Raw genomic sequence first — 26,747 nt, forward strand, 5'->3', positions numbered from 1 at the left:
GTCACGATGATGGATGTATGCTCGATGGGGATGGTGTTGTGCGGTGGGTACCTTCTTGCTGCATCCGCAGGCAGACTCGGCGGCGCTGAGAATGTCTTATCTGACTCGCCTTTGTCCGCGGCTGATGTATCGAGTTTCGAGACTTTCATAGTTCGCAGCCCACCGACATCACTCAATCTGGATCCATTTTATGCCAAATATGCTGACGCAGCGGGCATACCTATTATTTCGTCAAACAAGGTTCCAGACACGGCACTATTGATCTCACGTGACATTGTCCTCTACATGTTGTCAGAACGCCGTGATGTCCGCGATGCTTTAATCCAGGCTGGAGCGCGGGTGGGCGTCATGGCAATTGACGAGACGACGACTGATATTCCCGAGCAGCGGGATTGGAAGAAGCCTCTTCCCGATGATCCACGTCTCACCCCTGACGAGCGGCGGGATTACGCCAACACGATCGGCAAGATGACTGCCCGAGACTACTGGGCACAAAGGGCGCGCGGCATGGGCGGGCTCTACACGACGGGAGCTGTGGAGAATTTGATGGGCGTGCCGGGCACGCGGTATTACGGCGGGAACATTCTTGTTCACGAATTCTCACATAATATTTTCAACGCGCTGCGCACGGTAGATCCTGATCTCGTTGCACGAGTTGAACGTGCCTATTCGCACGCCTACGAGAAAGGCTTCTGGGCGTGTTCCTATATGGAGAACAACGTCGATGAGTATTGGGCCGAGGGCACGCGATTTTGGTTCAATACGAACTTGGCTTACAGCCGAGGCAATCTCACCATTGCCACATCAGAAGATTTCGAGGCTCACGATCCAAGCCTCTATAATATCATGGCCGAAGTCTACCGCCATGACCACCACATTCTGGCGGATGTCTATTACCGGCATTCGGCGAAGTCGCAGTAATGTCCTTTGGTATTGACTGCCGGCCTCATGCTGCAATCCCGCTGGAGACCCGAACTATCGCTGATCGTCCGTAATTTGTCAGAGCCAGCCATAAATTTGAGTTTCCGTTCAATTGAAGCGCCCATGTTGTTCCCACGGGTGCATACCAAGTACTTCGTGGCCGCTGGAATTGGCTCCTTGTGCAACATCGAGACCAAATGACCTGCCACTGAATTTTCATCCGGCGGCGATTAGAGCCTCGGCGGTCTTGAACCGCTCCCAAACGTTGGACCACCGGATGCTAGAGTTTTCCGGCTTCATTCAGGGAGGCGGGCTGGTTGCGCCTCCCGAATTCACCAACGAGATCGGCACCTTGTTGCCGATCGCACCATGAGGTCTTTCCTCATTGTACAACAGGGCGACGGAACACCCACGGGACCGAGGTTCGCGAGCTTTTATATCCGTGGCATCCCTGGTCTGGGCGGCTTATCCATATCCATGGATTGGTGGACAAGGGGTCTGCTGTGTTCCGCTGCAGCCTTTCGGGTTCGACGTCATGTCGGTTGCTTGAGGTCCCGGTGTGGATGTTTGACCGAACACTGAGTGCGCGGTGGTTGGCCTTACCAATTGCGTATGCCGATTTAGCTTGCCTGCTTGCTTTGGCAAAGTTGCTGGAAGAGGCAGGCACTCCCTCACAGGGCGCGGATATGAGCGCAGCATTGATCTCTCACGAAACGAGTCGGGGAGATGTCCATGCCACGCCAGTTTACGACATATCAGTTCGATCTGTTCTCGAGTGCCCACAGCGGGAAGACGCCAGCGATGCCGCAATGGCAGACGTTGCCGGAAGGAACACAACAGGCGTTGACGGCGCTCATCGTGCGGCTGCTCGTCGACCACTCAAACGGCGAGAGCGCCTCCCAGTCGAAGGAGGCCAATCATGATGCATGAGAAGATCAGCGCCCACCATCTTGAACGCAAGGCCATTCTGTACGTCCGACAATCGTCGGCTCATCAGGTTCTGCACAATCGCGAAAGTAGCGCGCTTCAATACGCCATGCGCGACCGCTTGAAAGCACTTGGCTGGGCGCAGATCGAAACAGTCGATGAAGATCTAGGCCGTTCGGCCGCCGGAGGCGTAACCCGCGCCGGTTTCGACCGGATGGTTGCCGAGGTCTGCCTTGGAAAGGTTGGAGCGGTTGCAGCACGAGAGGTATCGCGCTTTGCCCGCAACAGCCGGGATTGGCAACAGCTCATTGAGATGTGCCGCGTCGTCGACACCGTTCTGATCGACCAGGAAGCGGTCTATGCACCGCGCCAGGGTAATGACCGCCTGCTTTTGGGGCTGAAGGGTAGCCTCAACGAGTATGAGCTGGATCTCTTGCGCCAACGCTCCCTTTCCGCCCGCTATGAGAAGGCGCGCCGCGGTGAGCTTGTCGTTACTGTCCCGATTGGATTCTTGAAGGCCGGCGACAGGATCGAGAAGGATCCCGACCGGCGCATCCAGGAGGCCATTGCGCTCGTCTTCAACAAGGTTGCCGAACTCGGCAGTGCCAGGCAGGCGCTACTATGGTTCCTCGAGCAAGGCCTGGACCTGCCGGTCAGGCGCGCCAACGGCGAGGTCACCTGGCGCAGGCCCAATTACGCAACCATCCATCGGATGATTGATAATCCGATCTACGGAGGCGCGTATGCTTATGGTAAGAGTCGCTCCATGCCGGGATACGATGGCCGATCCGGAATTCGCCGCAAGGCGCGCGCTGAATGGCTGGCCTTGATCCCGGATGCCCACGAAGGCTACGTCAGTTGGGAACGGGCGGAGGAGATCCGCAAAATGGTCAGCAATAATGTGCCTGCCAGCCGACATCACGGGGCGCCGAAGCATGGCGACGCTCTGCTTGCCGGCCTTTTCCGTTGTAAGAGGTGCGGGCGGAAGCTGACGGTCCGCTACACTGGAAACAATCATAACATTCCGCGCTATTCCTGCTGGCGTGGCCTGCTCGACAACGGTGAGCCTCGCTGCATCGCCTTCGGTGGCCTGCGGGTCGACGATGCGATCGAGGAGATGCTTCTTGGCGTCGTTGAACCAGGAGCCATTGCTGCTAGCGCTGAAGCAGAACGCAACATAGCCAACCGTCGTGATCAAGTTCACGACGCCCTTCAGCGAGATCTCGAGGCGGCGAGCTTTGCGGCCGACCGGGCATTCCGGCAATATGACACTGCTGATCCCGAGAACCGGCTGGTGGCATCGGAGCTCGAGGCGCGCTGGAACAAGGCTCTCATTCGCGTTGGCGAGATCGAGAATAAGATTGCCAGCCACAAAGCCGCGATACCGCAAGTGTCGTCGTATTCCATGTTGGATATAGCTGCTCTTGCCGGGGACCTTCGTGCCGTCTGGTCGGCGCCAACAACCGATACCAGGCTTAAAAAACGGATCGTGCGCACGGTCATTCATGAAGTGATCGCCGATCTCGACGATGTGGCTTCAGAGATCGTCCTCGTCATCCATTGGGCTGGTGGAGTTCACACCGAACTGCGACTGCCGAAACGACGTCGTGGACAAAGAAACGCGACCCCCGACGACCTCATTGAGGCAGTACGGCAGCTCGTGCTCATTGCCAATGACGACCTTATTGCCGGGATACTCAATCGCAATGGATTGGCCACCGGCAATGGCAATCGCTGGACAAGGGAACGTGTCACAGCACTCCGGTCGTACCGCAAGATCCCGGTCTACCGGCCGCAGTCAGACGGGATAGAGCCTTGGCTCAACCTGGGAAAGGCGGCGAAGCTACTTGGCGTTACGCCAAAAACATTGAGAATCGCCGCCGAAACAGGTGAGATCGAGGGCGTGCATCCCTTGCCGGCAGGCCCATGGATCTTTAGTCGCTCAAAGCTTGAACTCCCGCAAGCAAAACAGCTCGTCGATCGAGTACGACAGAACCCCAGACACCCCGCGGGATCGCCTCAAAATCAAGGAAACCTATTTACTTCAACAACATAGAAAGATGGGCGTTATGAAACAGGATTGTAGTATCTACGCCAATCCTCCATCTTTTCGCGGGCATCCGCAAGGGTCAGGAACCAATCCTGGTTCAGGCATTCTGCACGGAAGCGGCCATTGAACGCTTCGATGAAAGCATTATCAGTCGGCTTGCCGGGGCGTGAGAAGTCCAACGTCACACCCTTGGAATAGGCCCACAGGTCCAAGTCGCGCGACACGAACTCGGTCCCTTGGTCGACACGGATCGTTTTCGGATAGCCGGCTTTTTGGCACACCGTTCAAGGGTTTGCACAACGTCTTCGCCTCTATAGCTATGACGCGGATCAAGCACCGGCACGTAGCGCGAGAAGGTGTCGACCACCGTCAGCACGCGCAGTTTCTTACCCGTTGCGAGTTGGTCGTGAACGAAGTCCATCGCCCAGACGTCGTTGGGTCCGACGGCCATGTGCCGATCCTCGCGAAGCTTGGCCTTTACCCTCCGCTTCGGTGTCTTGTTCCGCAACGGTAGCCCCAAGTCCCTGTAAATGCGGTAGGTTCGCTTGATGTTGGTGCCCCAACCCTCGCGTTCCAACAGCACATGCACGCGGCGATAGCCGTACCGCACACGGATCTCGCAGATCTCGCGAATACGACGTTCCAGACCGGCCTGATCAGCGCGGCGAGAGGTATAGTGGTGAGTTGATCGATCGAAGTTCAACGCTCCACAAGCACGTCGGATCGAGATCGCCCAATCGCAGCACATGCCTTTCACCATCTCCCGCTTCCGAGCAGGCCTTAGAGCTTTCGGCGGATGACATCCTGCAACATCTCGCGGTCCAGCGTCAGATCCGCGACGATCTTCTTCAGGCGCGAATTCTCGTCCTCGAGCTGCTTCAACCGTTTCATCTCCGGCGGCAGCATGCCCGCGTATTTTTTCTTCCAGTTGAAATAGGTCGCCTGGCTGATCCCTGCCTTCCTGCAGATTTCAGCAACCGACACGCCTTCATCACCTTGCTTCAGAATGAACGCCTTCTGGGCGTCCGAAAACTGCGATGCTTTCATCGTCTTCTGGTCCTTTCCCAGCCAGGAAAATGCACCGGAAAACTCTAACCAAAATTGGTCCAGTTTGAAGGGTTCAGATCAGCATCAGCCGCAACTTTCTACCAGCGCCGTCGCTTATCCGATCCGACGACCATGTCTATTTTGTGGGGGAGAACGGTGTTGCCGGTGGTCATGTTGGCGATCGGTGCTTGTACGTTCGCAGGCCTGTCCACGTTTCAAAGCATATATGCCGAAACGCGCGGACTCTCACCGAATGTCTTCTTTCTGACATTCACCGTCACGACTGTCACATTGCGATTCTCCGTCGCGGGTATGATCGGTAAGTTGCCGCTTGGGCGCCTAGCACTCACCCTCTTCGTGACGACACTGATTGGGATCGGACTTTTGGTTTTGAACCCGGGAAGCGAGCTGCTGTACGTCGTCGCCACCGTTCTCTTTGCGACAGGCTACGGTCTCACTTATTCGACCTTGAATGCGATGGTGGTGAACCTCGCTGGCGAACGTAGTCTGTCAATCTCAACGGCCTCCCAAGTCTTTACACTCGCTTATTTTCGTGGGTTCGTTCGAATTCCCGTATCTCGGTGGCACATTAATTGCTGTTTATGGCATCGACGTTGCCATGCTCGTGATGGCGGGTCTGGTCGCTCTCAACATCGCAATCGCCAGTCAGACATTGTGGAGGGCGGTGTAGGAGACAGACGTCCTTCGATAATGATTTCCGTATCGCTGCCCACGTGCCCGCCCAACCAAAGGAAGTGTGTTTATGCAAGTGCTGGATCTCATCGGTATAGGCATCGGACCCTTTAATCTTAGTCTTGCAGCACTCGCGTGTCCGACGCCGCTGCGCACTGCCTTTTTCGAAAAGGAAAGCGGCTTCGATTGGCATCCTGGGCTGCTGCTGCCCAACAGTCGCCTGCAGGTATCTCCGCTGAAGGACTGTGTGACACTTGCAGATCCGACCAGTCCGTTTTCGTTTCTCAACTACCTCGCGGTGCATGGACGGCTGTACAGCTTCGTAAACCGGTGCGACGCGACCACGTCGCGAAGAGAGTTCACACAGTATTTCCAATGGGTTGCGCATCAGTTGCCACAACTCCGGTTTGGGGAGGAGGTTACCGACGTAACCAGATTAGACGAGGGTTACCGCGTGACGACGACTCGAGATCACTACCATGCACGCTCAGTTGCGATTGGCGTCGGTGTCGTTGCAACAATTCCCGAATGCGCCAAACCTTGGCTGGGCGAGAAGGTCTACCATGTGGCGAGCTATCTGGATCGGCCACAAATCGACATCGGTGAACGCGTATTAGTCGTTGGTGGGGGGCAGAGCGGTGCGGAGGTTGTTGAACACCTATTGGGCAGTCCGGGTATCGGTAAAATTACATGGGTGACGTCACGCGGGAACCTGTTCACGAGGGATGACAGCTCTTTTATCAACGTGTCATACACGCCGTCTTACAGCCAGCGCTTTCATTCGCTGCCACTTAAAAAACGTCGCACTATTGTCGACGACGAAAAACTCACCAGTGACGGCATTTCAGCAGAATTGAGCAACCGCATTTACGAAACTATCTATCACCGCAGCGCGACTGGCAATATTGACGATGTCATTCAACTGCTACCCGCAGTCGTCATGTATCCAGGATCTGCTCGGCGAGCAGTCTCTTCAGTGTGGCGTTCTCTTCCTCAAGCGCCTTCAGGCGCGTTGATCTTTTCATCACAAATTACTGGCACGCCACCAATATCTTGAACATGCTTCCAAACAGAAGGAGCCCGCCAGTCGATAGCCAGCGTACGGCAAAGCCTCTCCGGTATCGCGATATGATGAACCTACTTCCGCCCATCCGTTCACTAGCATTTCATGTCGCTCGGTGACGCCGCTCCACATCGCCTATTGCTAAGGTGCCATTCGATATTTAAAGTGGATTATCTGCAACTATAACGTCTATCGTAACTATGCGGCCTACTTAATTGGTCACCAAACTAACCTAAGCCTTTTTGACGAACCTTCATTGGATCTATGCTGGAAGGTTCTGTACTGGAAAAATCGATTGTTTGGATATAAAATATCCGTTGTTTGGATGTGACTAAAGATGCGTTTCAAGGGCCTTGATCTAAACCTGCTCGTTGCATTGGATGCGCTCACGACCGAGCGCAACCTAACGGCTGCCGCACGTAGTATCAATCTAAGTCAACCAGCAATGAGTGCCGCCATTGGTAGGCTTCGGGACTATTTCCGCGACGAATTGTTTACAATGAATGGTCGAGAACTTCGGCTGACGCCCCGTGCCGAAGGACTTGCCTCGGCAGTGCGTGAAACTCTCTTGCAGGTACAATGCTCAATCATCTCTTGGGAGCCGTTTAACCCGTCGAAGTCTGACAGATGCTTTAGAATAGTTCTGTCCGATTTCATGATGCTGATATACTTCAATAAAATCATTGAGCGAGTTGCTCGAGAAGCGCCCGCAGTCAGCTTTGAGTTGCTGCCTTTGGATAGTGATCCGTACGAGATGCTTAGCCGCGGTGACGTCGACTTCCTCATCGTGCCTGAATTTTTTCTCTCGGGCGCACACCCGAGCGCAAAACTGTTCACAGAGAAGTTTGTATGTGTAGCCTGTTCGACAAATGTGGACCTACCTTCAGCGCTGACGATCGAGCAATATGTCTCCACGGGACACGTCGCTGCCGCGTTTGGGCGCTTTTTGAAGCCATCGGTCGAGGGCTGGTTCTTGCTCGAGAATGGTATTCAGAGGCGGGTGGAGGTCGTCGTGCAAGGGTTTAGCTTAATACCACCAGTCCTGCGTGGCACGAACCGCATAGCTAACCTACCGCTTCGCTTAGTCGAGCATTACGAAAGTACTTTCCCTTTGCGGATCATCAACCTTCCGTTACCGCTCCCCGTCTTCACAGAAGCTGTTCAATGGCCAGCGCTCCATAATGCCGATCCAGGGAGCATCTGGTTCAGGGAGATATTGGTTGAGGAAGCTTCCCGTATGATGTCCTCCAACGCACCTAAAATACATGGGTTGCTACAACAATCCGGTTCCTGACCAAGGTTCCTGCTTGAGTAAGATCCGCCCGAGCCCGAATAAGTTCAACAGCCACCAAAGAGGCTTTTCAAAGGTATCCATCCGGGGAAGGCCGCTGACCTTGCTCCCAAGTTTTATCCAGTTTTGAGTTCGCTCCGACGGTTTTGGGTTGCTGTATTTGCGGCGGTAGCGGCGGGTTGCGGTGCGGAGCAATTGTGGTCCCCCAGCACCCTTCGATTTGCCGCCGAAGGTGCTAGACAGCACGTCGCGCAATCGTCCGAAGGGCGGCCGATCGGCGACGGACGTAGCGCTCAGCTTCGTCGATAAAATGGCCTGCGGGTCACTCACAGGTGGTGCCGTCTTCAGCTAATCGGCCGCGTCGCGGGTCGTCGCTCCCAATGCAGCCCAGCTTCCTAGGTTTCAGGATGGTCACGGCAATCGCGCTGCCTCCTGAACCATTATATCCCGCATCCAGATATTTGCCGGATCTTTGTCGTGAAGTACCGGCCATTGGACTGCCTCGGTGAATGTCGGCAGCGCTATCGGGGGCGCAGTCATCCGCAATGGTATCGTGTCCTCAAAAAGCCCAACTAGTCGTAACGGAACGGTTGCGATGCGATCGGTGCCCATTAGGGCGGCGGGGATCATGCTAAAGCTTGAAACAACGACTTCGACCCGCCTCTTGAGGCCATGCTCCTGCAAGAAGCAATCTTCTATGGTAGGCTGCTGCGTCCGACCGAACCTAACTACCGCGTGCCCCATTGAAGAATACTCCTCGGCAGTAAGGGCTTCCTCAAGTTGTTTGTTATTACTGCAGCCGACGCAAGTCAGTCGTTCCTGAAATAGATCTATCTTAGGGTGCGCGCTCGACATGAATAGCGGTGGGCTAATAAGGAAGTCTACGTCGCCGCGTCGCAATAGCTCGTCTGGATTGTCAGTAAGAGGCAGCAAGTCAAAACTAATGCCGGGTGCTTCCCGCGCAAGACGCTCCAGTATCTTCTGAAAAAGAACAACTGTAACGAAATCGCATAAGCTTACTCGGAAATGACGATCTGATTGATCAGGAGTAAATTTATCCCAGGGTATGATATTGAGCCGAATATGCTGTAAAGCCTCACGAATCGCAGGCGCGAGGTCTTCCGCACGCGGAGTTGGAACGAACTCACGACCACGCATCGTAAATAGTTCATCGCGGAAATAGGAGCGGAGCCGGCGGACGGCTGCACTCATTGCGGGCTGGCTCAGATTAATGCTACGTGCCGCCGCAGTAAGGTTGCGCTCAATCATTAGTGCATCGAGCGCGACAAGGAGATTTAGATCGAGGCCCTTAAATCGCATATCTTTTAACTATCCAATAGTGCAGCCCATTCCACAATGGCTGTTCCTACGGCGATGGCTGAATTCGCCTTGGCGCTCCTCAATCGATTTGAGGGCGCGGCCACAGAGACTTAATCTCTGTGATCGGAAAGCAACCTGAGGCCAGTCCAGATTAAGCCATAACTCCAGAGTGAACGCTCGTTGCAGTGTAATAGGAAGCCTCCAATGGCAAATCACCAAACGCCAGCTGGCAAAGAAGATAATTAGCACCTGCTTCCTCGACATGATCGAGAAGATCTTGCCTAACTGAAGCAGCAGTACCAACTACGCACAACTGACAGTCTACTGCTGCATCAAAATCCGGCGGGAGGTTCTGAGGAGTCTGTATCCCGTTAATCTCGTACAGAAACCTAAAGCTCCGAAGCCACCGTTGATAAGCCGGGGCCGCGAGCGAAATGGCATGCTTCGTCGTGCTGCCGGCCACCACCATTCGGACCAACCCAAGGAACGGCGCCCGTTTCCTGCCCCCGGCGGTACGTCTCTCGTGTGCTCGGTAGGCATCAGTGATCTGGCGAACAGCAGAAGCAGGGCCCCCGCAGGCAAGATTTGTATCGTTCTCAGCCGCCCAGCGCGCAACCTCAGGACGACTGGTTGTAATCCATGTCGGAGGCTGAGGACGTTGGTGTGGCCGCAACATCAACGGGACTTTGTCTAGTTCAAAGTGTTCGCCTTTGTAGGAAAGAGCCTGAGCTCCTTCCTTCATCGCTTGGATGACGATCTCGCTGGCTTCGAGATAGCGCGATGTCGCCACCTCCTCATCAATACCGAAAAAGCTCCATTCGATTGGTAAGGAGCCGCGCCCCATGCCCAACTCGAGCCTGCCACCGCTCAGATGATCCAGCATGCAAATTTCTTCAAACGCACGTAACGGATGATAAAGGTTCAACAGCATAACCAAAGGACCGAGACGAAGATGCTGCGTGCGCTGAGCTACGCTTGCTAGAAATAGATTCGGCGAAGGTCCTCTGCCGTGGGGAGTACAGTGGTGCTCTGCGACGTGATATCCATAAAAGCCAAGGCGATCGCAGACCTCTGCCAACTTCATCCGATCTTCATACTGGTGCGCAATCTCCCTTCCGTCTTCGTCCAAATGGTCGAAGATACCAACCATCAGCTTTGCGGGAAGAGAGTTTTTCATTTAAATGTCTCCAAGTTTGGCGGCGAATTTTCGGTGACCAAGACCGGAGGGTGGCCCCGATGTCTTTCGCCAGGAATCATCGAAAAGCTGCTGGTTCTAAAAAACGATGCTGACGCCGATGAGCTGATCATAATGCTCACGTTGAAATGACATTGAATCATTCGTATTCATGTATGACTTCGCGGTGGGTAACACCCCATCTCGCATACCCACAGCTCCGTTCACTTTTGAGAAGCCAAGGATTGGCAAGATCGGATAGTGGTTGTTCAGCTTTTGTGGCGACCCAAATGTGTTAAAGCTGGTATTCGGTTTAATGCGACGAGGCTCCTGCAGTAGGCGAAGAAAGGACCCAGAGCTATGTCTCGGCGCTTGATTGGCAGACGAGAGCGCCTTCTGCAGTTCCACGTTGGCCATGTTCGTCTCCATTTACCGGCCAGGTCTGTGACCTTGCCCTCGGCTGCTCTCGGTGGAGCAACATCATGGGGTCCCCAATTCATAATCGAGGTGTTTAATAACATCCCATGGCTTCGTAAAATTGATTGTTTGTATGGCATTGATCCACCAGGTGAATAACCAGGAATCTTCACCGTCAAAGGGTTGCTGATCGAACTAGCATACGGTCGACCCAGGCGAGATCACGGCCCCTTCCGAAGGTGGAAGAATCAGGAGCCAGTGCGGTTTTGGCCGCAGCGCAACAGCGCCGATACCAGAAATAGATGTGACGCAGTTGGCTTCCGCGTCTTTCGTGCACGCTGTTATATGTCCTTAACATTCCCCATCTTAACTTCATAGGATCACAGGTTTTACGATAGGGAAATTGCTCTCAACCCTTCAAACTGGACCAATTTTGGTTAGAGTTTTCCGGTGCATTTTCCTGGCTGGGAAAAGGAACGGAACACGATGAAGGCATCGCAGTTTTCGGACGCTCAGAAGGCGTTCATTTTGAAGCAGGGTGATGAAGGCGTGTCGGTTGCTGAAATCTGCAGGAAGGCGGGGATCAGTCAGACGACTTACTTCAACTGGAAGAAAAAGTACGCCGGCATGTTGCCGCCAGAGATGAAGAGGCGCAAGCAGCTTGAGGACGGGAATTCGCGATTGAAGAAGATCGTCGCGGATCTGACGTTGGACCGTGAGATGCTGCAGGACGCCATCCGCCGAAAGCTCTAAGGCCTGAGGGGTAGCGGGAGGTGGTGTCATGTGCCGCGATTGGGCGATCTCGATCCGGCGTGCCTGTGGCGCGTTGAACTTCGATCGGTCGACCGATCACTACATCTCTCGCCGCGCCGAGGCCGGTCTAGACCTGTGAGCGCGGGTGCGCTACGGCTATCGTCGCGTGCCTGTGCTTTTGGAACGCGAGGGTTGGGGCACCAACATCAAGCGAACCTATCGCATTTACAGGGACTTGGGACTGCAGCTGCGGAATAAGACTCGGAAGCGCCGTGTTAAGGCGAAACTTCGCGAGGATCGGCAAATGGCTGTCGGACCAAATGACGTGTGGGCGATGGACTTCGTGCACGACCAGCTCGCAACCGGAAAGAAACTGCGGGTCCTGACGGTGGTCGCCACCTTCTCACGCTATGTTCCCGCGCTTGATCCGCCTCACAGCTATCGAGGTGAAGATGTCGTGCAGACGTTGGGACGGGTGTGACGATTTTCGTTATAGTGCGCACTATGAGTCCGATTACGCAACATACGTATTGAACCCTCATTCTCTAATCGAGGCGCCGTTACGTGGAACCGCATTTCCTTTCCCGAAGAAATAACCTACCTCACGGCATCTCTATGAAAGGTGACGAGGCGTTAGGTTTGACTGGCCCGTCCACGCGTCTGTAACGGCTGCCCGATCTTCCAAAGCATGCTTGTGTCGATCTCAAGCTCGACTCCAACCTTGCCCGCACCTGTGACTACGGTAGGATAAGAAAAAAGGGCGGTGTCGATCAGTACAGCGATCTTCTGGAGACCGAATGGTGATACGCTTCCTGACGGGTAGCCGAAGAGATCGAGTACCTGTTCTTTCTGAGCAAGCTCGGCTCGTTTCCATCCATACGTGCCAGCAACCGCTTTCATGTCAATCTTTGAAGGTGATGGCAGCAAAACGGCACAAAGGTGGCGCGCAGGATGAGACCGGCGCATCACATCGTTCGCTTTCTGCTCGGCAATAATCATCGTCTTTGCAACGCGCCCCACGGGAACGCCGATAGCGGAGGCTAAATCGGAAGGAGATGTAATAGGGGTGGCGAACTCACTATAGCGCCACAATCGTACCGTCGAAGCTCCGATCTGGTGCAGTTCAGCAAGTACGTTCGGATGAACGTCCAACATAGTCGTTTCCTTCCGGTTCACCTGGTAGGACGATCGAGGATAGCTGTTTCAGCGACTGCGAGTACAGCCCTCTTGCGAGTAAGTTTCAGGCGGTTCGCTCCAAAAGCTGCCTAATGCGGCGGCGACCCTCGTTCCCAAAAATACTGAAGTAAGCCTCCAGGCACTTATCGCTATCGAGCATGAAAGGAGCATCATATTTGGTGATATGCCGAATAGCCAAGGCTGGAACCGTTGTGTCGAGCGGTCGAAACATCCTGTTGTGCAAACCGGGCTCCGGGCAACCTGGATAAAATTCACCGATCATGTAACCTTCCTGAATGAAGTCGGGCTTCAGCCGTTTTTGCAGTTGACCAATCCTGATGATCTCTCCTTCATCCTGTATTCCAGGAAGGGCAATGATAATGGCCTTATAGATCCAGTCGCCCGTTCGATCGTTGAAGGACTTTACGGGTTTCATCTGGCTGAAGACGGCGAGCATACGCGCCAAATCGTTTTCGATTTCGTCAACTGCAACAGCTTGCGACGCGGCAACCCGTAAAAGCCCCTTCGTCAGAGCCTCGGGAACGAAAGGGCAAACGCTCCCGTCCCGACCTAAATGAGGATGTGGATTGGAGAGGAATTCTGAGGCATACCGAGCAAATTTCTGAAGAGCTGCGTTTGCATACTCATCATAGGCGTTGTATCCCGCATCAATATTCTTTTCCAGAATTTCGCCCACTGTCATCAATGGACCAATCGTCCCGAAAGGTTGGCTGTAATCTTTCCAAATCTCTTTATTCATTTCGGATCCCTGGTTCGAAAAGCCACGTGCAAAACGGAAGGTCGGGCTCTTGCATGCCAGCTCGGGCGGCGGGCGAGCTGGTCGGGGGCCAATCAAGAGGCCGACCTTCCATCGGAAGCGAAGCTCCCGAATTTTGGTAGCACTCGTAGTTACACTTGTGTAACTGTTTTTTTAAATGGATGTGAAAACAAGAGCGGGGGCTCGTGCACGATGAAGGTTAGTCTCACGACCGCCCGCAAATTCTTATATTCGTCGTAGTTATGAAGACATACATATGATAAATGTCGCCGCGATGGGATCCGGTAACAGGCTTTGGGTGAAAACAGAACGACCCATTGCGCAGAGGCGTGGCCGTGGCGAAGACAACACGAAGAGAAATATATACGCCAGAACAGATCGACGTCGGCGTAAAGCATAAGCTTGAGAAAATTGACTCGTTTTTGTCAGATCTCTTTAGCGAAAATTCCGAAGAAGAACTATTCCTGAGGAATATTCTTGGATTGATGCTTAAAGTATATCATATGGACGCCAATAACAAACCCATGACGAAGATGCAGGCGTGTCGCTATCTGCCTTTCAAAAACCAGACTGTTTGCCAAAAGTATGTCGAGGCAGCGCATTTGCGTGGGTTCATCGACATCACTCGGGATAAAACGGACAAACGGCGTCTGATTGTTGTTCCAAAGGAGCCGTTGGTTGTCTATGTCAATGAATATATAGCTGACTTCCTTGATGACTGCCGTAGAGCGATTGACAGTGCCGCTCAAGTAGCTACGCTTCCTGAGGAAGGGATGGCAACGGCAAGTTCTTCATCTATTGATAAATCGCCAGCGTCTTCTGGGGCACCTGTGGGTTCCTCTCAAAAGAGAGTCGATCGAAAAGCCAGGAAATTTTAGCGAGTTTTATTGTGGGAAAGCAAAAGTAAGAAGCCGGTCTCGCGCGCGTTTATCCTTTCATCAATCAAATGTTTCATCCGTAAACAAGCTTCATCGAGGTAACCCGCTTCGCTTAACCGGCCTGACGGCCGGTGCAGGCGCTGCTAGGGGGAGCGGCTGTATCGTCGTTTCGGCCAAGAAACTGCGCGGGAAGTTCGGCGGCATCCTCAGCCTTATCACCTTGGCATTTACGCTATCTTTTTAGGCGAGGCGGAAACCGCTGACGCGGTCCTCCATCTCTTGGTCGAGACAGTGTGACCTGCCACTGAATTTTCATCCGGCGTCTGACCTGCCACTGAGAATTTCTGAACCGCTCCCAAACGTTGGACCACCGGATGCTAGAGTTTTCCGGCTTCATTCAGGGAGGCGGGCTGGTTGCGCCTCCCGAATTCACCAACGAGATCGGCACCTTGTTGCCGATCGCACCATGAGGTCTTTCCTCATTGTACAACAGGGCGACGGAACACCCACGGGACCGAGGTTCGCGAGCTTTTATATCCGTGGCATCCCTGGTCTGGGCGGCTTATCCATATCCATGGATTGGTGGACAAGGGGTCTGCTGTGTTCCGCTGCAGCCTTTCGGGTTCGACGTCATGTCGGTTGCTTGAGGTCCCGGTGTGGATGTTTGACCGAACACTGAGTGCGCGGTGGTTGGCCTTACCAATTGCGTATGCCGATTTAGCTTGCCTGCTTGCTTTGGCAAAGTTGCTGGAAGAGGCAGGCACTCCCTCACAGGGCGCGGATATGAGCGCAGCATTGATCTCTCACGAAACGAGTCGGGGAGATGTCCATGCCACGCCAGTTTACGACATATCAGTTCGATCTGTTCTCGAGTGCCCACAGCGGGAAGACGCCAGCGATGCCGCAATGGCAGACGTTGCCGGAAGGAACACAACAGGCGTTGACGGCGCTCATCGTGCGGCTGCTCGTCGACCACTCAAACGGCGAGAGCGCCTCCCAGTCGAAGGAGGCCAATCATGATGCATGAGAAGATCAGCGCCCACCATCTTGAACGCAAGGCCATTCTGTACGTCCGACAATCGTCGGCTCATCAGGTTCTGCACAATCGCGAAAGTAGCGCGCTTCAATACGCCATGCGCGACCGCTTGAAAGCACTTGGCTGGGCGCAGATCGAAACAGTCGATGAAGATCTAGGCCGTTCGGCCGCCGGAGGCGTAACCCGCGCCGGTTTCGACCGGATGGTTGCCGAGGTCTGCCTTGGAAAGGTTGGAGCGGTTGCAGCACGAGAGGTATCGCGCTTTGCCCGCAACAGCCGGGATTGGCAACAGCTCATTGAGATGTGCCGCGTCGTCGACACCGTTCTGATCGACCAGGAAGCGGTCTATGCACCGCGCCAGGGTAATGACCGCCTGCTTTTGGGGCTGAAGGGTAGCCTCAACGAGTATGAGCTGGATCTCTTGCGCCAACGCTCCCTTTCCGCCCGCTATGAGAAGGCGCGCCGCGGTGAGCTTGTCGTTACTGTCCCGATTGGATTCTTGAAGGCCGGCGACAGGATCGAGAAGGATCCCGACCGGCGCATCCAGGAGGCCATTGCGCTCGTCTTCAACAAGGTTGCCGAACTCGGCAGTGCCAGGCAGGCGCTACTATGGTTCCTCGAGCAAGGCCTGGACCTGCCGGTCAGGCGCGCCAACGGCGAGGTCACCTGGCGCAGGCCCAATTACGCAACCATCCATCGGATGATTGATAATCCGATCTACGGAGGCGCGTATGCTTATGGTAAGAGTCGCTCCATGCCGGGATACGATGGCCGATCCGGAATTCGCCGCAAGGCGCGCGCTGAATGGCTGGCCTTGATCCCGGATGCCCACGAAGGCTACGTCAGTTGGGAACGGGCGGAGGAGATCCGCAAAATGGTCAGCAATAATGTGCCTGCCAGCCGACATCACGGGGCGCCGAAGCATGGCGACGCTCTGCTTGCCGGCCTTTTCCGTTGTAAGAGGTGCGGGCGGAAGCTGACGGTCCGCTACACTGGAAACAATCATAACATTCCGCGCTATTCCTGCTGGCGTGGCCTGCTCGACAACGGTGAGCCTCGCTGCATCGCCTTCGGTGGCCTGCGGGTCGACGATGCGATCGAGGAGATGCTTCTTGGCGTCGTTGAACCAGGAGCCATTGCTGCTAGCGCTGAAGCAGAACGCAACATAGCCAACCGTCGTGATCAAGTTCACGACGCCCTTCAGCGAGATCTCGAGGCGGCGAGCTTTGCGGCCGACCGGGCATTCCGGCAATATGACACTGCTGATCCCGAGAACCGGCTGGTGGCATCGGAGCTCGAGGCGCGCTGGAACAAGGCTCTCATTCGCGTTGGCGAGATCGAGAATAAGATTGCCAGCCACAAAGCCGCGATACCGCAAGTGTCGTCGTATTCCATGTTGGATATAGCTGCTCTTGCCGGGGACCTTCGTGCCGTCTGGTCGGCGCCAACAACCGATACCAGGCTTAAAAAACGGATCGTGCGCACGGTCATTCATGAAGTGATCGCCGATCTCGACGATGTGGCTTCAGAGATCGTCCTCGTCATCCATTGGGCTGGTGGAGTTCACACCGAACTGCGACTGCCGAAACGACGTCGTGGACAAAGAAACGCGACCCCCGACGACCTCATTGAGGCAGTACGGCAGCTCGTGCTCATTGCCAATGACGACCTTATTGCCGGGATACTCAATCGCAATGGATTGGCCACCGGCAATGGCAATCGCTGGACAAGGGAACGTGTCACAGCACTCCGGTCGTACCGCAAGATCCCGGTCTACCGGCCGCAGTCAGACGGGATAGAGCCTTGGCTCAACCTGGGAAAGGCGGCGAAGCTACTTGGCGTTACGCCAAAAACATTGAGAATCGCCGCCGAAACAGGTGAGATCGAGGGCGTGCATCCCTTGCCGGCAGGCCCATGGATCTTTAGTCGCTCAAAGCTTGAACTCCCGCAAGCAAAACAGCTCGTCGATCGAGTACGACAGAACCCCAGACACCCCGCGGGATCGCCTCAAAATCAAGGAAACCTATTTACTTCAACAACATAGAAAGATGGGCGTTATGAAACAGGATTGTAGTATCTACGCCAATCCTCCATCTTTTCGCGGGCATCCGCAAGGGTCAGGAACCAATCCTGGTTCAGGCATTCTGCACGGAAGCGGCCATTGAACGCTTCGATGAAAGCATTATCAGTCGGCTTGCCGGGGCGTGAGAAGTCCAACGTCACACCCTTGGAATAGGCCCACAGGTCCAAGTCGCGCGACACGAACTCGGTCCCTTGGTCGACACGGATCGTTTTCGGATAGCCGGCTTTTTGGCACACCGTTCAAGGGTTTGCACAACGTCTTCGCCTCTATAGCTATGACGCGGATCAAGCACCGGCACGTAGCGCGAGAAGGTGTCGACCACCGTCAGCACGCGCAGTTTCTTACCCGTTGCGAGTTGGTCGTGAACGAAGTCCATCGCCCAGACGTCGTTGGGTCCGACGGCCATGTGCCGATCCTCGCGAAGCTTGGCCTTTACCCTCCGCTTCGGTGTCTTGTTCCGCAACGGTAGCCCCAAGTCCCTGTAAATGCGGTAGGTTCGCTTGATGTTGGTGCCCCAACCCTCGCGTTCCAACAGCACATGCACGCGGCGATAGCCGTACCGCACACGGATCTCGCAGATCTCGCGAATACGACGTTCCAGACCGGCCTGATCAGCGCGGCGAGAGGTATAGTGGTGAGTTGATCGATCGAAGTTCAACGCTCCACAAGCACGTCGGATCGAGATCGCCCAATCGCAGCACATGCCTTTCACCATCTCCCGCTTCCGAGCAGGCCTTAGAGCTTTCGGCGGATGACATCCTGCAACATCTCGCGGTCCAGCGTCAGATCCGCGACGATCTTCTTCAGGCGCGAATTCTCGTCCTCGAGCTGTTTCAGCCTCTTCATCTCCGGTGGCAGCATGCCCGCGTATTTTTTCTTCCAGTTGAAATAAGTCGCCTGGCTGATCCCCGCCTTCCTGCAGATTTCAGCAACCGACACGCCTTCATCACCTTGCTTCAGAATGAACGCCTTCTGGGCGTCCGAAAACTGCGATGCTTTCATCGTCTTCTGGTCCCTTTCCCAGCCAGGAAAATGCACCGGAAAACTCTAACCAAAACTGGTCCAGTTTGAAGGGTTCAGATCAAAGTGCACAAGATGGTGGCGAATGGGAACGTAGGGTCGTCGCCTCGATCGCCAAGAAATTGAAAAGGGGCCAGCGAGGAGCGCCTTTTGGCTCGCATCGCCGGGTCCGCGATCAAGGCCCTCGACGGAGCGGTGCCGAAATTGCCGAACAGGCGATACTTTCGGCTCTGGTCCGCAAATACAAGACTGGCGGTTCCTAAGCAGCGAGCCCAGGCGGTGCCACGTTCCTCCTACGGCATTTCATTATCCACGCATGTTGCCGAGGCTGCTGAGCCTGCTCGAATTCCGGAACAATGCAGCACATCGGGTCCGCCATCGCGGCGCTGGAATGGCTCAAGCGTCTGATCGACGAGGACGACAGACGGATCGACCCGTATCGATCCGAGACCTGGCTGTAGGCCTGAAGGCCTAGCATCCTGCCGTATTTCACGTTTACCAGGGCGTCGCCTTGCGCTGTGGCGGCAAATAATAGGCCGTCGCTCGAAGCCGGAGTGCCCATGGATCGGTAACCCCGCCTGCGCCTCGACCACCCTGGCTAGCGCCCGGTCGTAGGCTTCGCTCTCGACATGCCACTGTCGAACACGGATTAACACCCACAAGGTGTGGGTGTCTGTGGCATCGGCCATCATGCGCAGGCCAAAGCTAGTCTCTTCTGCGAGGATGACGTTCATCGCAGGGCGCTCCTGTACGCAGATGACTGAATGCTTCGCAGAAGCCAGTCGCAGCATCCACGTCTGGACGTCGCCTTCGCAATCGAGCCGCCCGGAATCGTAACAGCCCGAGCTGGCGCGGCCAAGCTCGCGTAACCGGATGTCGAGGTGAGCTTGAGATTTGCCAGCTATCCTCCTGTCGCAACGGCCCCGCGAGACGATCGCTGTCGGCCACAGCCTGGGCCGGAACAAGTGCAGGTCTGAGATCGCCATAGCGTCGGGACCCGCCCAAGCATTGCCCAATAGGTGTCTCGTGTTTCTTTTCGCATCCGGTGGATCTTTTACTTGACACATCCGGCCATAGCATCTGCCAATAGGGACAAGGCCCGCGGCACCAAGCGGCGCATCCGCGCCCACTAACGTGCGGAGGGCCACTAACAATTCACCAGGTTTCAGAGTGCATCAGCAGCAACAAAAATCGACGGCAAACTCGATGGGGGCTACGCGGATGGGGGCGCGCTTACTGAGCGCCGAGTCTCAACTGTACCGTCGCCACCGAACTTTGGAGCTGTCGATCCTGTTCAGGACGTTCATTCAGAACCCTACTCGGTTTGTCGTGCTTGCGACAGCGTGATGTGCGGTTTGGCACGTCTCGGCGCTCTAGGGCAGCCATTGAATAACATACAGAACAGTTTTCTGATGCTTTTCGCTCCTTCTGCATTGGCACGAATCTTGAACCTTTTTGTTGCGCGCCGCTAGGAGCTCCCAACGGGGGCCTTGGCATCTTCTCAATCCAGCTCTGAACGGAGACACCAATGATGAACAACATGGCAGCCTATCGTGTAACCGAATTAACCCCTCAAGAAGCAGCTGAAACCTCCGGAGGTTGGTATTTTTGGGTTTACTTGTTTTTGCGACGTTACGGACACTTGTTTGGTTGATAAGCGAGCTGGCTCTCGATGGCTCCTAGTGACTACAGACTAGCAGTTCCCCTTTCTGCTGAAACGGCCAGCTGCACCGCAGAAAGCATACTGGCGCGACGATCAGGACGATCCTTGAGCATTTATAGGGCGATCTTGCTCTTCGTCGCCGCGGCATTTGGCTCACTGCCACTCGTTACCATACCGGTCTCCATGCAGAGTGTCGGTACTATTCGCCCGATCGTGGAGAAGACGCCCCTGATAGCGCCCGTCTCCGGACGCATCTCCCGTGTCCTTGCCTTTGAGAACGATGTCGTTGCTAAGGGGAAGGAAATAATCGCCTTTGACGATCATGTAATCGAGGAAAAGCTCAGCGGGGTTTTAGCCGACATTCATGCCAAGAGCGATCTTGCCCATGACTTCCAAACGCTCATTTCTTCCGGCGCAAGGCTCAGCGTCTCGCCCCCCCTCCAAACCGAATCCGCGACGGCTGAAAGGGTGCATTTTCTCAACTTGCTGCGCGAGAACCAAAATGCGCGCAGTAACGCCGCGGCGGAACTCGACCGCGCAAAGCGACTTGTCTCGGCTGCTGCGGCGCCGGCGAAGACCGTTGACGAGAAGGCTTTCGCTCTCCAAAATATCGAGGTCCAAGGCGAGATCCTCGTGCGACGCAAAACCGCTGATTGGAACCAGAAGCTCCTTGATGCTAACCTGCGCTTAAAGGAACTCACGGCCACCTTGCATCAGCTCGAGCACGAACGGGACCTGCACCGCATCCGCGCCCCAGTATCGGGTGCTCTCGAGCAGTTCTCCGGCCTCGCGCACGGAAGCTACGTGCAGAGCGGGCAAACCGTTGGTTGGATCTCGCCGAACGACGATCTGGTGGCGGAAATCTACGTCTCCCCCAACGACATTGGCTTTGTGCAGCCTGGTCAGCCGGTGCGGCTCCAAGTGGATGCCTTTAACTACAACCAATGGGGTGTCATCAAAGCAAGGGTGGTCGAGGTGGCGCAGGACTTCACTCTGCATGACGGGAACCCGGTCTTCAAGGTCCAGTGCGCGCTCTCTCGCAGCGAACTCGCGCTGAAAAGCGGGGCCATCGGCCACCTGAAGAAAGGCATGACCGTGCGGGCTCGCTTTCTGTTGGCCAATCGCACTCTCCTGCAACTGCTCTACGACGAGGCAGACGATTGGCTCAACCCGATGCTGGCGGGGCGCTAATATTGTCCCAACAGCCAGCGAGCCTCCATGTCGAGTAAGGCCATTAAGTTCAAACAGCGTGACATCACGGATTGCGGCGCCGCCAGCCTCGCATCTGTCGCAGCCTTCTATGGCTACAAGTTGCCATTGGCGCGCATCCGCCAGTATGCGTCGACCGACCGCTCCGGTACGAGTGTGCTGGGGCTCACGGAAGCGGCGCAGAAGCTGGGCTTCATCGCGAAAGGCGTCAAAGGTGGCTTCGACAGCCTGTACAAGATCCCCAAGCCCGCTATCGCGCACGTCGTCAAGGAGGACCTGCACCATTTCGTAGTGGTCCATGCGATCGACGCCAAGTGGGTCATCGTCATGGACCCGGCCTTGGGCGAAATCTGCAAAGTGCCGCATCAGGAATTCATGGAGCAATGGACCGGCGTTCTGGTTTTGCTGGTTCCGGCAGACACATTCAATCGTCGAGACGAGACCACGTCGCCCCTCGCCCGATTCGCCCGCCTACTCGCGCCACACCGCACGGTGATGGCGCAGGCTCTCGTCGGCGCTCTTGTGACGACCGTCCTCAGTCTCTCGACGGCGATCTACGTTCAGAAGATCGTTGATCACGTGATCCCAGCGGGAAACCGCAACCTGCTCAACTTGATGAGCATCGCAATGCTGCTGATCCTAGCGATACAGATCCTGATCAACCTCCTAAGAGGCCGACTCGTCCTGCAGACGGGGCAGAAGATCGACGTATGCTTGATCCTCGGTTATTACAATCACATCCTGGCCCTGCCCCAGAAGTTCTTCGATAGCATGCGCATGGGAGAAATCGTGTCGCGCATGAACGACGCTGTGAAAATCAGGAGCTTCCTGAACGACGTTTCGATAAACATGTTTGTTGACATTTTAATGATACTGTTCTCGTTCGGAATGATGTTCATCTATTCCTGGAATATTGCTTTGATCGTGGCGCTCGCCATTCCAATGTACATCCTGGTATATTGGGCCATCAATCGGATGAATCGAAATCTCCAACGAGTCATCATGGAAAATGACGCCAAACTCGAGGCGCAACTGGTAGAATCACTCGGAGCTGTCTCCACCATTAAGACTTCCGGCGTCGAGAGCTTCGCAAACTTCAAAATGGAGACCCGCTTCGTAAAGATGCTGCATTCCGTCTACAGCTCCGGGCTGATCTCAATCTGCGGCGACAACGCCTCGGCGTTGCTGTCGGTCCTGTTCACCATCGTGCTGATGTGGTTTGGAACCACGCTTGCGCTCGAACAGGCCGTCACGCCCGGCGAATTGCTGTCCTGCTATACGTTGCTTGGCTATATCACCCGGCCGGTCGCCCGCCTGATCCAGACCAACCGGATCGTTCAAGACGCGTTTATCGCGGCGGATAGACTTTTCGAGATCTTTGAACTGGAGTCGGCAAGCAGCAGCGGCATCGATGCTACGAAGACCGATCTCGGAGATATTCGCCTGGAGAACGTCACATTCCGCTATGGCGCGCAGGCGGAGGTTTTCAGCGATCTAAGCGTCTCCTTTCGCCAAGGAGAGTTGACGGCCGTCGTGGGTGAGAGCGGCTCGGGCAAAAGCACCCTTGCGGCTCTGCTGCAGAATGTCTACCAGCTTGAGGATGGATGCATTCGGATCGGCCAATATGCCCTCCAGGATTTCTCGAGCGCATCACTGCACAAGGTCATGGCTGCAGTACCGCAATCGATAGACGTCTTCTCCGGTTCCGTGATCGAGAACATCGCCCTGGGCGAGTTCGAACCGGAGTTCGATAAGATCGTACGCATCTGTGATCGAATAGGACTGCGGGAGTGCATCGAGCGCTGGCCCGGGCGGTTCCAGGCCCATCTGGGCGAGAACGGGGTTCGCCTCTCCGGAGGTGAGAAGCAGCGCCTCGCATTGGCTCGGGCCCTGTACCGGGATCCCGACGTTCTAATCCTTGACGAAGCGACCTCCTCTCTGGACTCAGCAGCCGAAGAATTTGTGCTGCGGGTTGTTGAGGATCTGTCTCGCGCTGGGAAGACCATCATAGTCATCACTCATCGGTTGAGCACCGTTCGTGGGGCGGACAATATTGTGGTCCTGGACAAGGGGCGGGTCATTGAGGAGGGAAAGCACGCTGACCTAGTGAGAACTGATGGCCCTTACGCTCGATTATGGCGGGCGCCAAGGTCGTGATCCGTGTAGGCCCTGTCGGCTCGAGGATTGAAAACGGTTGTGAACGTCACGGTTAAGCAGCATGGCAACATTGTCGGCTGTGAACTTGAAGCGGCGGTGATCGGAACGTGGGCGATGGACTTCGTTCACGACCAACTCGCAACGGGTAAGAAACTGCGCGTGCTGACGGTGGTCGACACCTTCTCGCGCTACGTGCCGGTGCTTGATCCGCGTCATAGCTATAGAGGCGAAGACGTTGTGCAAACCCTTGAACGGTGTGCCAAAAAGCCGGCTATCCGAAAACGATCCGTGTCGACCAAGGGACCGAGTTCGTGTCGCGCGACTTGGACCTGTGGGCCTATTCCAAGGGTGTGACGTTGGACTTCTCACGCCCCGGCAAGCCGACTGATAATGCTTTCATCGAAGCGTTCAATGGCCGCTTCCGTGCAGAATGCCTGAACCAGGATTGGTTCCTGACCCTTGCGGATGCCCGCGAAAAGATGGAGGATTGGCGTAGATACTACAATCCTGTTTCATAACGCCCATCTTTCTATGTTGTTGAAGTAAATAGGTTTCCTTGATTTTGAGGCGATCCCGCGGGGTGTCTGGGGTTCTGTCGTACTCGATCGACGAGCTGTTTTGCTTGCGGGAGTTCAAGCTTTGAGCGACTAAAGATCCATGGGCCTGCCGGCAAGGGATGCACGCCCTCGATCTCACCTGTTTCGGCGGCGATTCTCAATGTTTTTGGCGTAACGCCAAGTAGCTTCGCCGCCTTTCCCAGGTTGAGCCAAGGCTCTATCCCGTCTGACTGCGGCCGGTAGACCGGGATCTTGCGGTACGACCGGAGTGCTGTGACACGTTCCCTTGTCCAGCGATTGCCATTGCCGGTGGCCAATCCATTGCGATTGAGTATCCCGGCAATAAGGTCGTCATTGGCAATGAGCACGAGCTGCCGTACTGCCTCAATGAGGTCGTCGGGGGTCGCGTTTCTTTGTCCACGACGTCGTTTCGGCAGTCGCAGTTCGGTGTGAACTCCACCAGCCCAATGGATGACGAGGACGATCTCTGAAGCCACATCGTCGAGATCGGCGATCACTTCATGAATGACCGTGCGCACGATCCGTTTTTTAAGCCTGGTATCGGTTGTTGGCGCCGACCAGACGGCACGAAGGTCCCCGGCAAGAGCAGCTATATCCAACATGGAATACGACGACACTTGCGGTATCGCGGCTTTGTGGCTGGCAATCTTATTCTCGATCTCGCCAACGCGAATGAGAGCCTTGTTCCAGCGCGCCTCGAGCTCCGATGCCACCAGCCGGTTCTCGGGATCAGCAGTGTCATATTGCCGGAATGCCCGGTCGGCCGCAAAGCTCGCCGCCTCGAGATCTCGCTGAAGGGCGTCGTGAACTTGATCACGACGGTTGGCTATGTTGCGTTCTGCTTCAGCGCTAGCAGCAATGGCTCCTGGTTCAACGACGCCAAGAAGCATCTCCTCGATCGCATCGTCGACCCGCAGGCCACCGAAGGCGATGCAGCGAGGCTCACCGTTGTCGAGCAGGCCACGCCAGCAGGAATAGCGCGGAATGTTATGATTGTTTCCAGTGTAGCGGACCGTCAGCTTCCGCCCGCACCTCTTACAACGGAAAAGGCCGGCAAGCAGAGCGTCGCCATGCTTCGGCGCCCCGTGATGTCGGCTGGCAGGCACATTATTGCTGACCATTTTGCGGATCTCCTCCGCCCGTTCCCAACTGACGTAGCCTTCGTGGGCATCCGGGATCAAGGCCAGCCATTCAGCGCGCGCCTTGCGGCGAATTCCGGATCGGCCATCGTATCCCGGCATGGAGCGACTCTTACCATAAGCATACGCGCCTCCGTAGATCGGATTATCAATCATCCGATGGATGGTTGCGTAATTGGGCCTGCGCCAGGTGACCTCGCCGTTGGCGCGCCTGACCGGCAGGTCCAGGCCTTGCTCGAGGAACCATAGTAGCGCCTGCCTGGCACTGCCGAGTTCGGCAACCTTGTTGAAGACGAGCGCAATGGCCTCCTGGATGCGCCGGTCGGGATCCTTCTCGATCCTGTCGCCGGCCTTCAAGAATCCAATCGGGACAGTAACGACAAGCTCACCGCGGCGCGCCTTCTCATAGCGGGCGGAAAGGGAGCGTTGGCGCAAGAGATCCAGCTCATACTCGTTGAGGCTACCCTTCAGCCCCAAAAGCAGGCGGTCATTACCCTGGCGCGGTGCATAGACCGCTTCCTGGTCGATCAGAACGGTGTCGACGACGCGGCACATCTCAATGAGCTGTTGCCAATCCCGGCTGTTGCGGGCAAAGCGCGATACCTCTCGTGCTGCAACCGCTCCAACCTTTCCAAGGCAGACCTCGGCAACCATCCGGTCGAAACCGGCGCGGGTTACGCCTCCGGCGGCCGAACGGCCTAGATCTTCATCGACTGTTTCGATCTGCGCCCAGCCAAGTGCTTTCAAGCGGTCGCGCATGGCGTATTGAAGCGCGCTACTTTCGCGATTGTGCAGAACCTGATGAGCCGACGATTGTCGGACGTACAGAATGGCCTTGCGTTCAAGATGGTGGGCGCTGATCTTCTCATGCATCATGATTGGCCTCCTTCGACTGGGAGGCGCTCTCGCCGTTTGAGTGGTCGACGAGCAGCCGCACGATGAGCGCCGTCAACGCCTGTTGTGTTCCTTCCGGCAACGTCTGCCATTGCGGCATCGCTGGCGTCTTCCCGCTGTGGGCACTCGAGAACAGATCGAACTGATATGTCGTAAACTGGCGTGGCATGGACATCTCCCCGACTCGTTTCGTGAGAGATCAATGCTGCGCTCATATCCGCGCCCTGTGAGGGAGTGCCTGCCTCTTCCAGCAACTTTGCCAAAGCAAGCAGGCAAGCTAAATCGGCATACGCAATTGGTAAGGCCAACCACCGCGCACTCAGTGTTCGGTCAAACATCCACACCGGGACCTCAAGCAACCGACATGACGTCGAACCCGAAAGGCTGCAGCGGAACACAGCAGACCCCTTGTCCACCAATCCATGGATATGGATAAGCCGCCCAGACCAGGGATGCCACGGATATAAAAGCTCGCGAACC

At 55.6% G+C, this 26,747-nt stretch carries 18 protein-coding genes and 5 pseudogenes; 13 read left to right on the top strand and 10 right to left on the bottom strand.

Features of this window, described 5'->3' with window-relative positions:
- Positions 1-6 precede the first annotated feature (6 nt).
- From AMK05_RS27400 to AMK05_RS27410, 3 genes are all read left to right on the top strand, one after another.
- On the top strand, positions 7-921 hold the full coding sequence (locus tag AMK05_RS27400; protein ID WP_064842791.1) for a hypothetical protein: 915 nt from the start codon (positions 7-9) through the stop codon (positions 919-921).
- A gap of 732 nt (positions 922-1,653) precedes the next feature.
- Complete coding sequence (locus tag AMK05_RS27405) at positions 1,654-1,851, top strand: hypothetical protein (protein ID WP_064842794.1); 198 nt, start codon at positions 1,654-1,656, stop codon at positions 1,849-1,851.
- On the top strand, positions 1,841-3,904 hold the full coding sequence (locus AMK05_RS27410; protein ID WP_064842796.1) for a recombinase family protein: 2,064 nt from the start codon (positions 1,841-1,843) through the stop codon (positions 3,902-3,904). The genes AMK05_RS27405 and AMK05_RS27410 overlap by 11 nt, the downstream gene beginning before the upstream one ends.
- Before the next feature lie 23 nt (positions 3,905-3,927).
- Here AMK05_RS27410 and AMK05_RS27415 read toward each other — a convergent pair.
- Positions 3,928-4,945, bottom strand: a pseudogene (locus AMK05_RS27415) (IS3-like element ISRel21 family transposase); the annotation flags it as partial.
- Between the two features lie 763 nt (positions 4,946-5,708).
- Between AMK05_RS27415 and AMK05_RS27425 the strand changes: the two are divergent.
- Both AMK05_RS27425 and nodD2 read left to right on the top strand, forming a co-directional pair.
- Entirely contained in the window at positions 5,709-6,695 is a 987-nt protein-coding gene (locus tag AMK05_RS27425) for a SidA/IucD/PvdA family monooxygenase (protein ID WP_225881187.1), read from the top strand.
- Positions 6,696-7,038: 343 nt separating this feature from the next.
- Positions 7,039-7,995 (top strand): transcriptional regulator NodD2, encoded by a 957-nt coding sequence (nodD2, locus tag AMK05_RS27430; protein WP_004677768.1) that lies wholly within the window; start codon positions 7,039-7,041, stop codon positions 7,993-7,995.
- A gap of 408 nt (positions 7,996-8,403) precedes the next feature.
- On the opposite strand, the gene nodD3 is transcribed toward nodD2, so the two are convergent.
- From nodD3 to AMK05_RS27445, 3 genes are all read right to left on the bottom strand, one after another.
- Positions 8,404-9,312: a transcriptional regulator NodD3 gene (nodD3, locus tag AMK05_RS27435; RefSeq protein ID WP_004677763.1), complete on the bottom strand. Its 909-nt coding sequence runs from the start codon at positions 9,310-9,312 to the stop codon at positions 8,404-8,406.
- 151 nt (positions 9,313-9,463) lie between these two features.
- Positions 9,464-10,489 (bottom strand): LLM class flavin-dependent oxidoreductase, encoded by a 1,026-nt coding sequence (locus tag AMK05_RS27440; protein ID WP_064842798.1) that lies wholly within the window; start codon positions 10,487-10,489, stop codon positions 9,464-9,466.
- Positions 10,490-10,585: 96 nt separating this feature from the next.
- On the bottom strand, positions 10,586-10,903 hold the full coding sequence (locus AMK05_RS27445) for a hypothetical protein (protein WP_064842800.1): 318 nt from the start codon (positions 10,901-10,903) through the stop codon (positions 10,586-10,588).
- A 486-nt stretch (positions 10,904-11,389) separates the two neighbouring features.
- Between AMK05_RS27445 and AMK05_RS34085 the strand changes: the two are divergent.
- Positions 11,390-12,134: pseudogene (locus tag AMK05_RS34085) on the top strand (transposase); the annotation flags it as partial.
- A 155-nt stretch (positions 12,135-12,289) separates the two neighbouring features.
- On the opposite strand, the gene AMK05_RS27460 reads toward AMK05_RS34085, so the two are convergent.
- Positions 12,290-12,811 (bottom strand): aminoacyl-tRNA deacylase, encoded by a 522-nt coding sequence (locus tag AMK05_RS27460; RefSeq protein WP_004677747.1) that lies wholly within the window; start codon positions 12,809-12,811, stop codon positions 12,290-12,292.
- A gap of 85 nt (positions 12,812-12,896) precedes the next feature.
- A complete protein-coding gene (locus AMK05_RS27465) occupies positions 12,897-13,592 on the bottom strand; it encodes a DUF6875 domain-containing protein (RefSeq protein ID WP_064842807.1) in 696 nt (231 codons plus the stop codon).
- A gap of 353 nt (positions 13,593-13,945) precedes the next feature.
- Here AMK05_RS27465 and AMK05_RS35410 point away from each other — a divergent pair, with 353 nt between their 5' ends.
- The 3 genes from AMK05_RS35410 (at position 13,946) to AMK05_RS27480 (ending at position 17,568) form a co-directional block, all read left to right on the top strand.
- The gene (locus AMK05_RS35410) at positions 13,946-14,488 is read left to right on the top strand and encodes a hypothetical protein (RefSeq protein ID WP_064842878.1); all 543 of its coding nucleotides are present in this window, start codon (positions 13,946-13,948) and stop codon (positions 14,486-14,488) included.
- A gap of 829 nt (positions 14,489-15,317) precedes the next feature.
- Positions 15,318-15,515, top strand: coding sequence for a hypothetical protein (locus AMK05_RS27475; protein WP_064842794.1), 198 nt, complete (start codon positions 15,318-15,320; stop codon positions 15,513-15,515).
- Complete coding sequence (locus AMK05_RS27480; protein ID WP_064842796.1) at positions 15,505-17,568, top strand: recombinase family protein; 2,064 nt, start codon at positions 15,505-15,507, stop codon at positions 17,566-17,568. The genes AMK05_RS27475 and AMK05_RS27480 overlap by 11 nt, the downstream gene beginning before the upstream one ends.
- A gap of 23 nt (positions 17,569-17,591) precedes the next feature.
- Here the strand turns inward: AMK05_RS27480 and AMK05_RS27485 are convergent.
- Together AMK05_RS27485 and AMK05_RS36285 are read right to left on the bottom strand one after the other, a co-directional pair.
- Positions 17,592-18,609, bottom strand: a pseudogene (locus tag AMK05_RS27485) (IS3-like element ISRel21 family transposase); the annotation flags it as partial.
- 454 nt (positions 18,610-19,063) lie between these two features.
- Positions 19,064-19,425, bottom strand: a pseudogene (locus AMK05_RS36285) (Tn3 family transposase); the annotation flags it as partial.
- A 730-nt stretch (positions 19,426-20,155) separates the two neighbouring features.
- On the opposite strand from AMK05_RS36285, the gene AMK05_RS36020 reads away from it, so the two are divergent.
- The 4 genes and pseudogenes from AMK05_RS36020 to AMK05_RS27510 form a co-directional block, all read left to right on the top strand.
- Entirely contained in the window at positions 20,156-20,281 is a 126-nt protein-coding gene (locus AMK05_RS36020) for a hypothetical protein (protein ID WP_004676277.1), read from the top strand.
- Between the two features lie 114 nt (positions 20,282-20,395).
- Positions 20,396-21,481 (top strand): HlyD family secretion protein, encoded by a 1,086-nt coding sequence (locus tag AMK05_RS27500; RefSeq protein WP_008533948.1) that lies wholly within the window; start codon positions 20,396-20,398, stop codon positions 21,479-21,481.
- Between the two features lie 27 nt (positions 21,482-21,508).
- Complete coding sequence (locus AMK05_RS27505; RefSeq protein ID WP_064842809.1) at positions 21,509-23,656, top strand: peptidase domain-containing ABC transporter; 2,148 nt, start codon at positions 21,509-21,511, stop codon at positions 23,654-23,656.
- A gap of 108 nt (positions 23,657-23,764) precedes the next feature.
- A pseudogene (locus AMK05_RS27510) lies at positions 23,765-24,162 on the top strand (DDE-type integrase/transposase/recombinase); the annotation flags it as partial.
- Positions 24,163-24,185: 23 nt separating this feature from the next.
- Here the strand turns inward: AMK05_RS27510 and AMK05_RS27515 are convergent.
- The gene (locus AMK05_RS27515) at positions 24,186-26,249 is read right to left on the bottom strand and encodes a recombinase family protein (protein ID WP_064842796.1); all 2,064 of its coding nucleotides are present in this window, start codon (positions 26,247-26,249) and stop codon (positions 24,186-24,188) included.
- Positions 26,239-26,436, bottom strand: coding sequence for a hypothetical protein (locus AMK05_RS27520; protein ID WP_064842794.1), 198 nt, complete (start codon positions 26,434-26,436; stop codon positions 26,239-26,241). Before AMK05_RS27520 ends, AMK05_RS27515 begins: the two co-directional genes overlap by 11 nt.
- Positions 26,437-26,747 lie beyond the last annotated feature (311 nt).

It is taken from the genome of Rhizobium sp. N324, assembly GCF_001664485.1.
Taxonomy (GTDB): domain Bacteria; phylum Pseudomonadota; class Alphaproteobacteria; order Rhizobiales; family Rhizobiaceae; genus Rhizobium.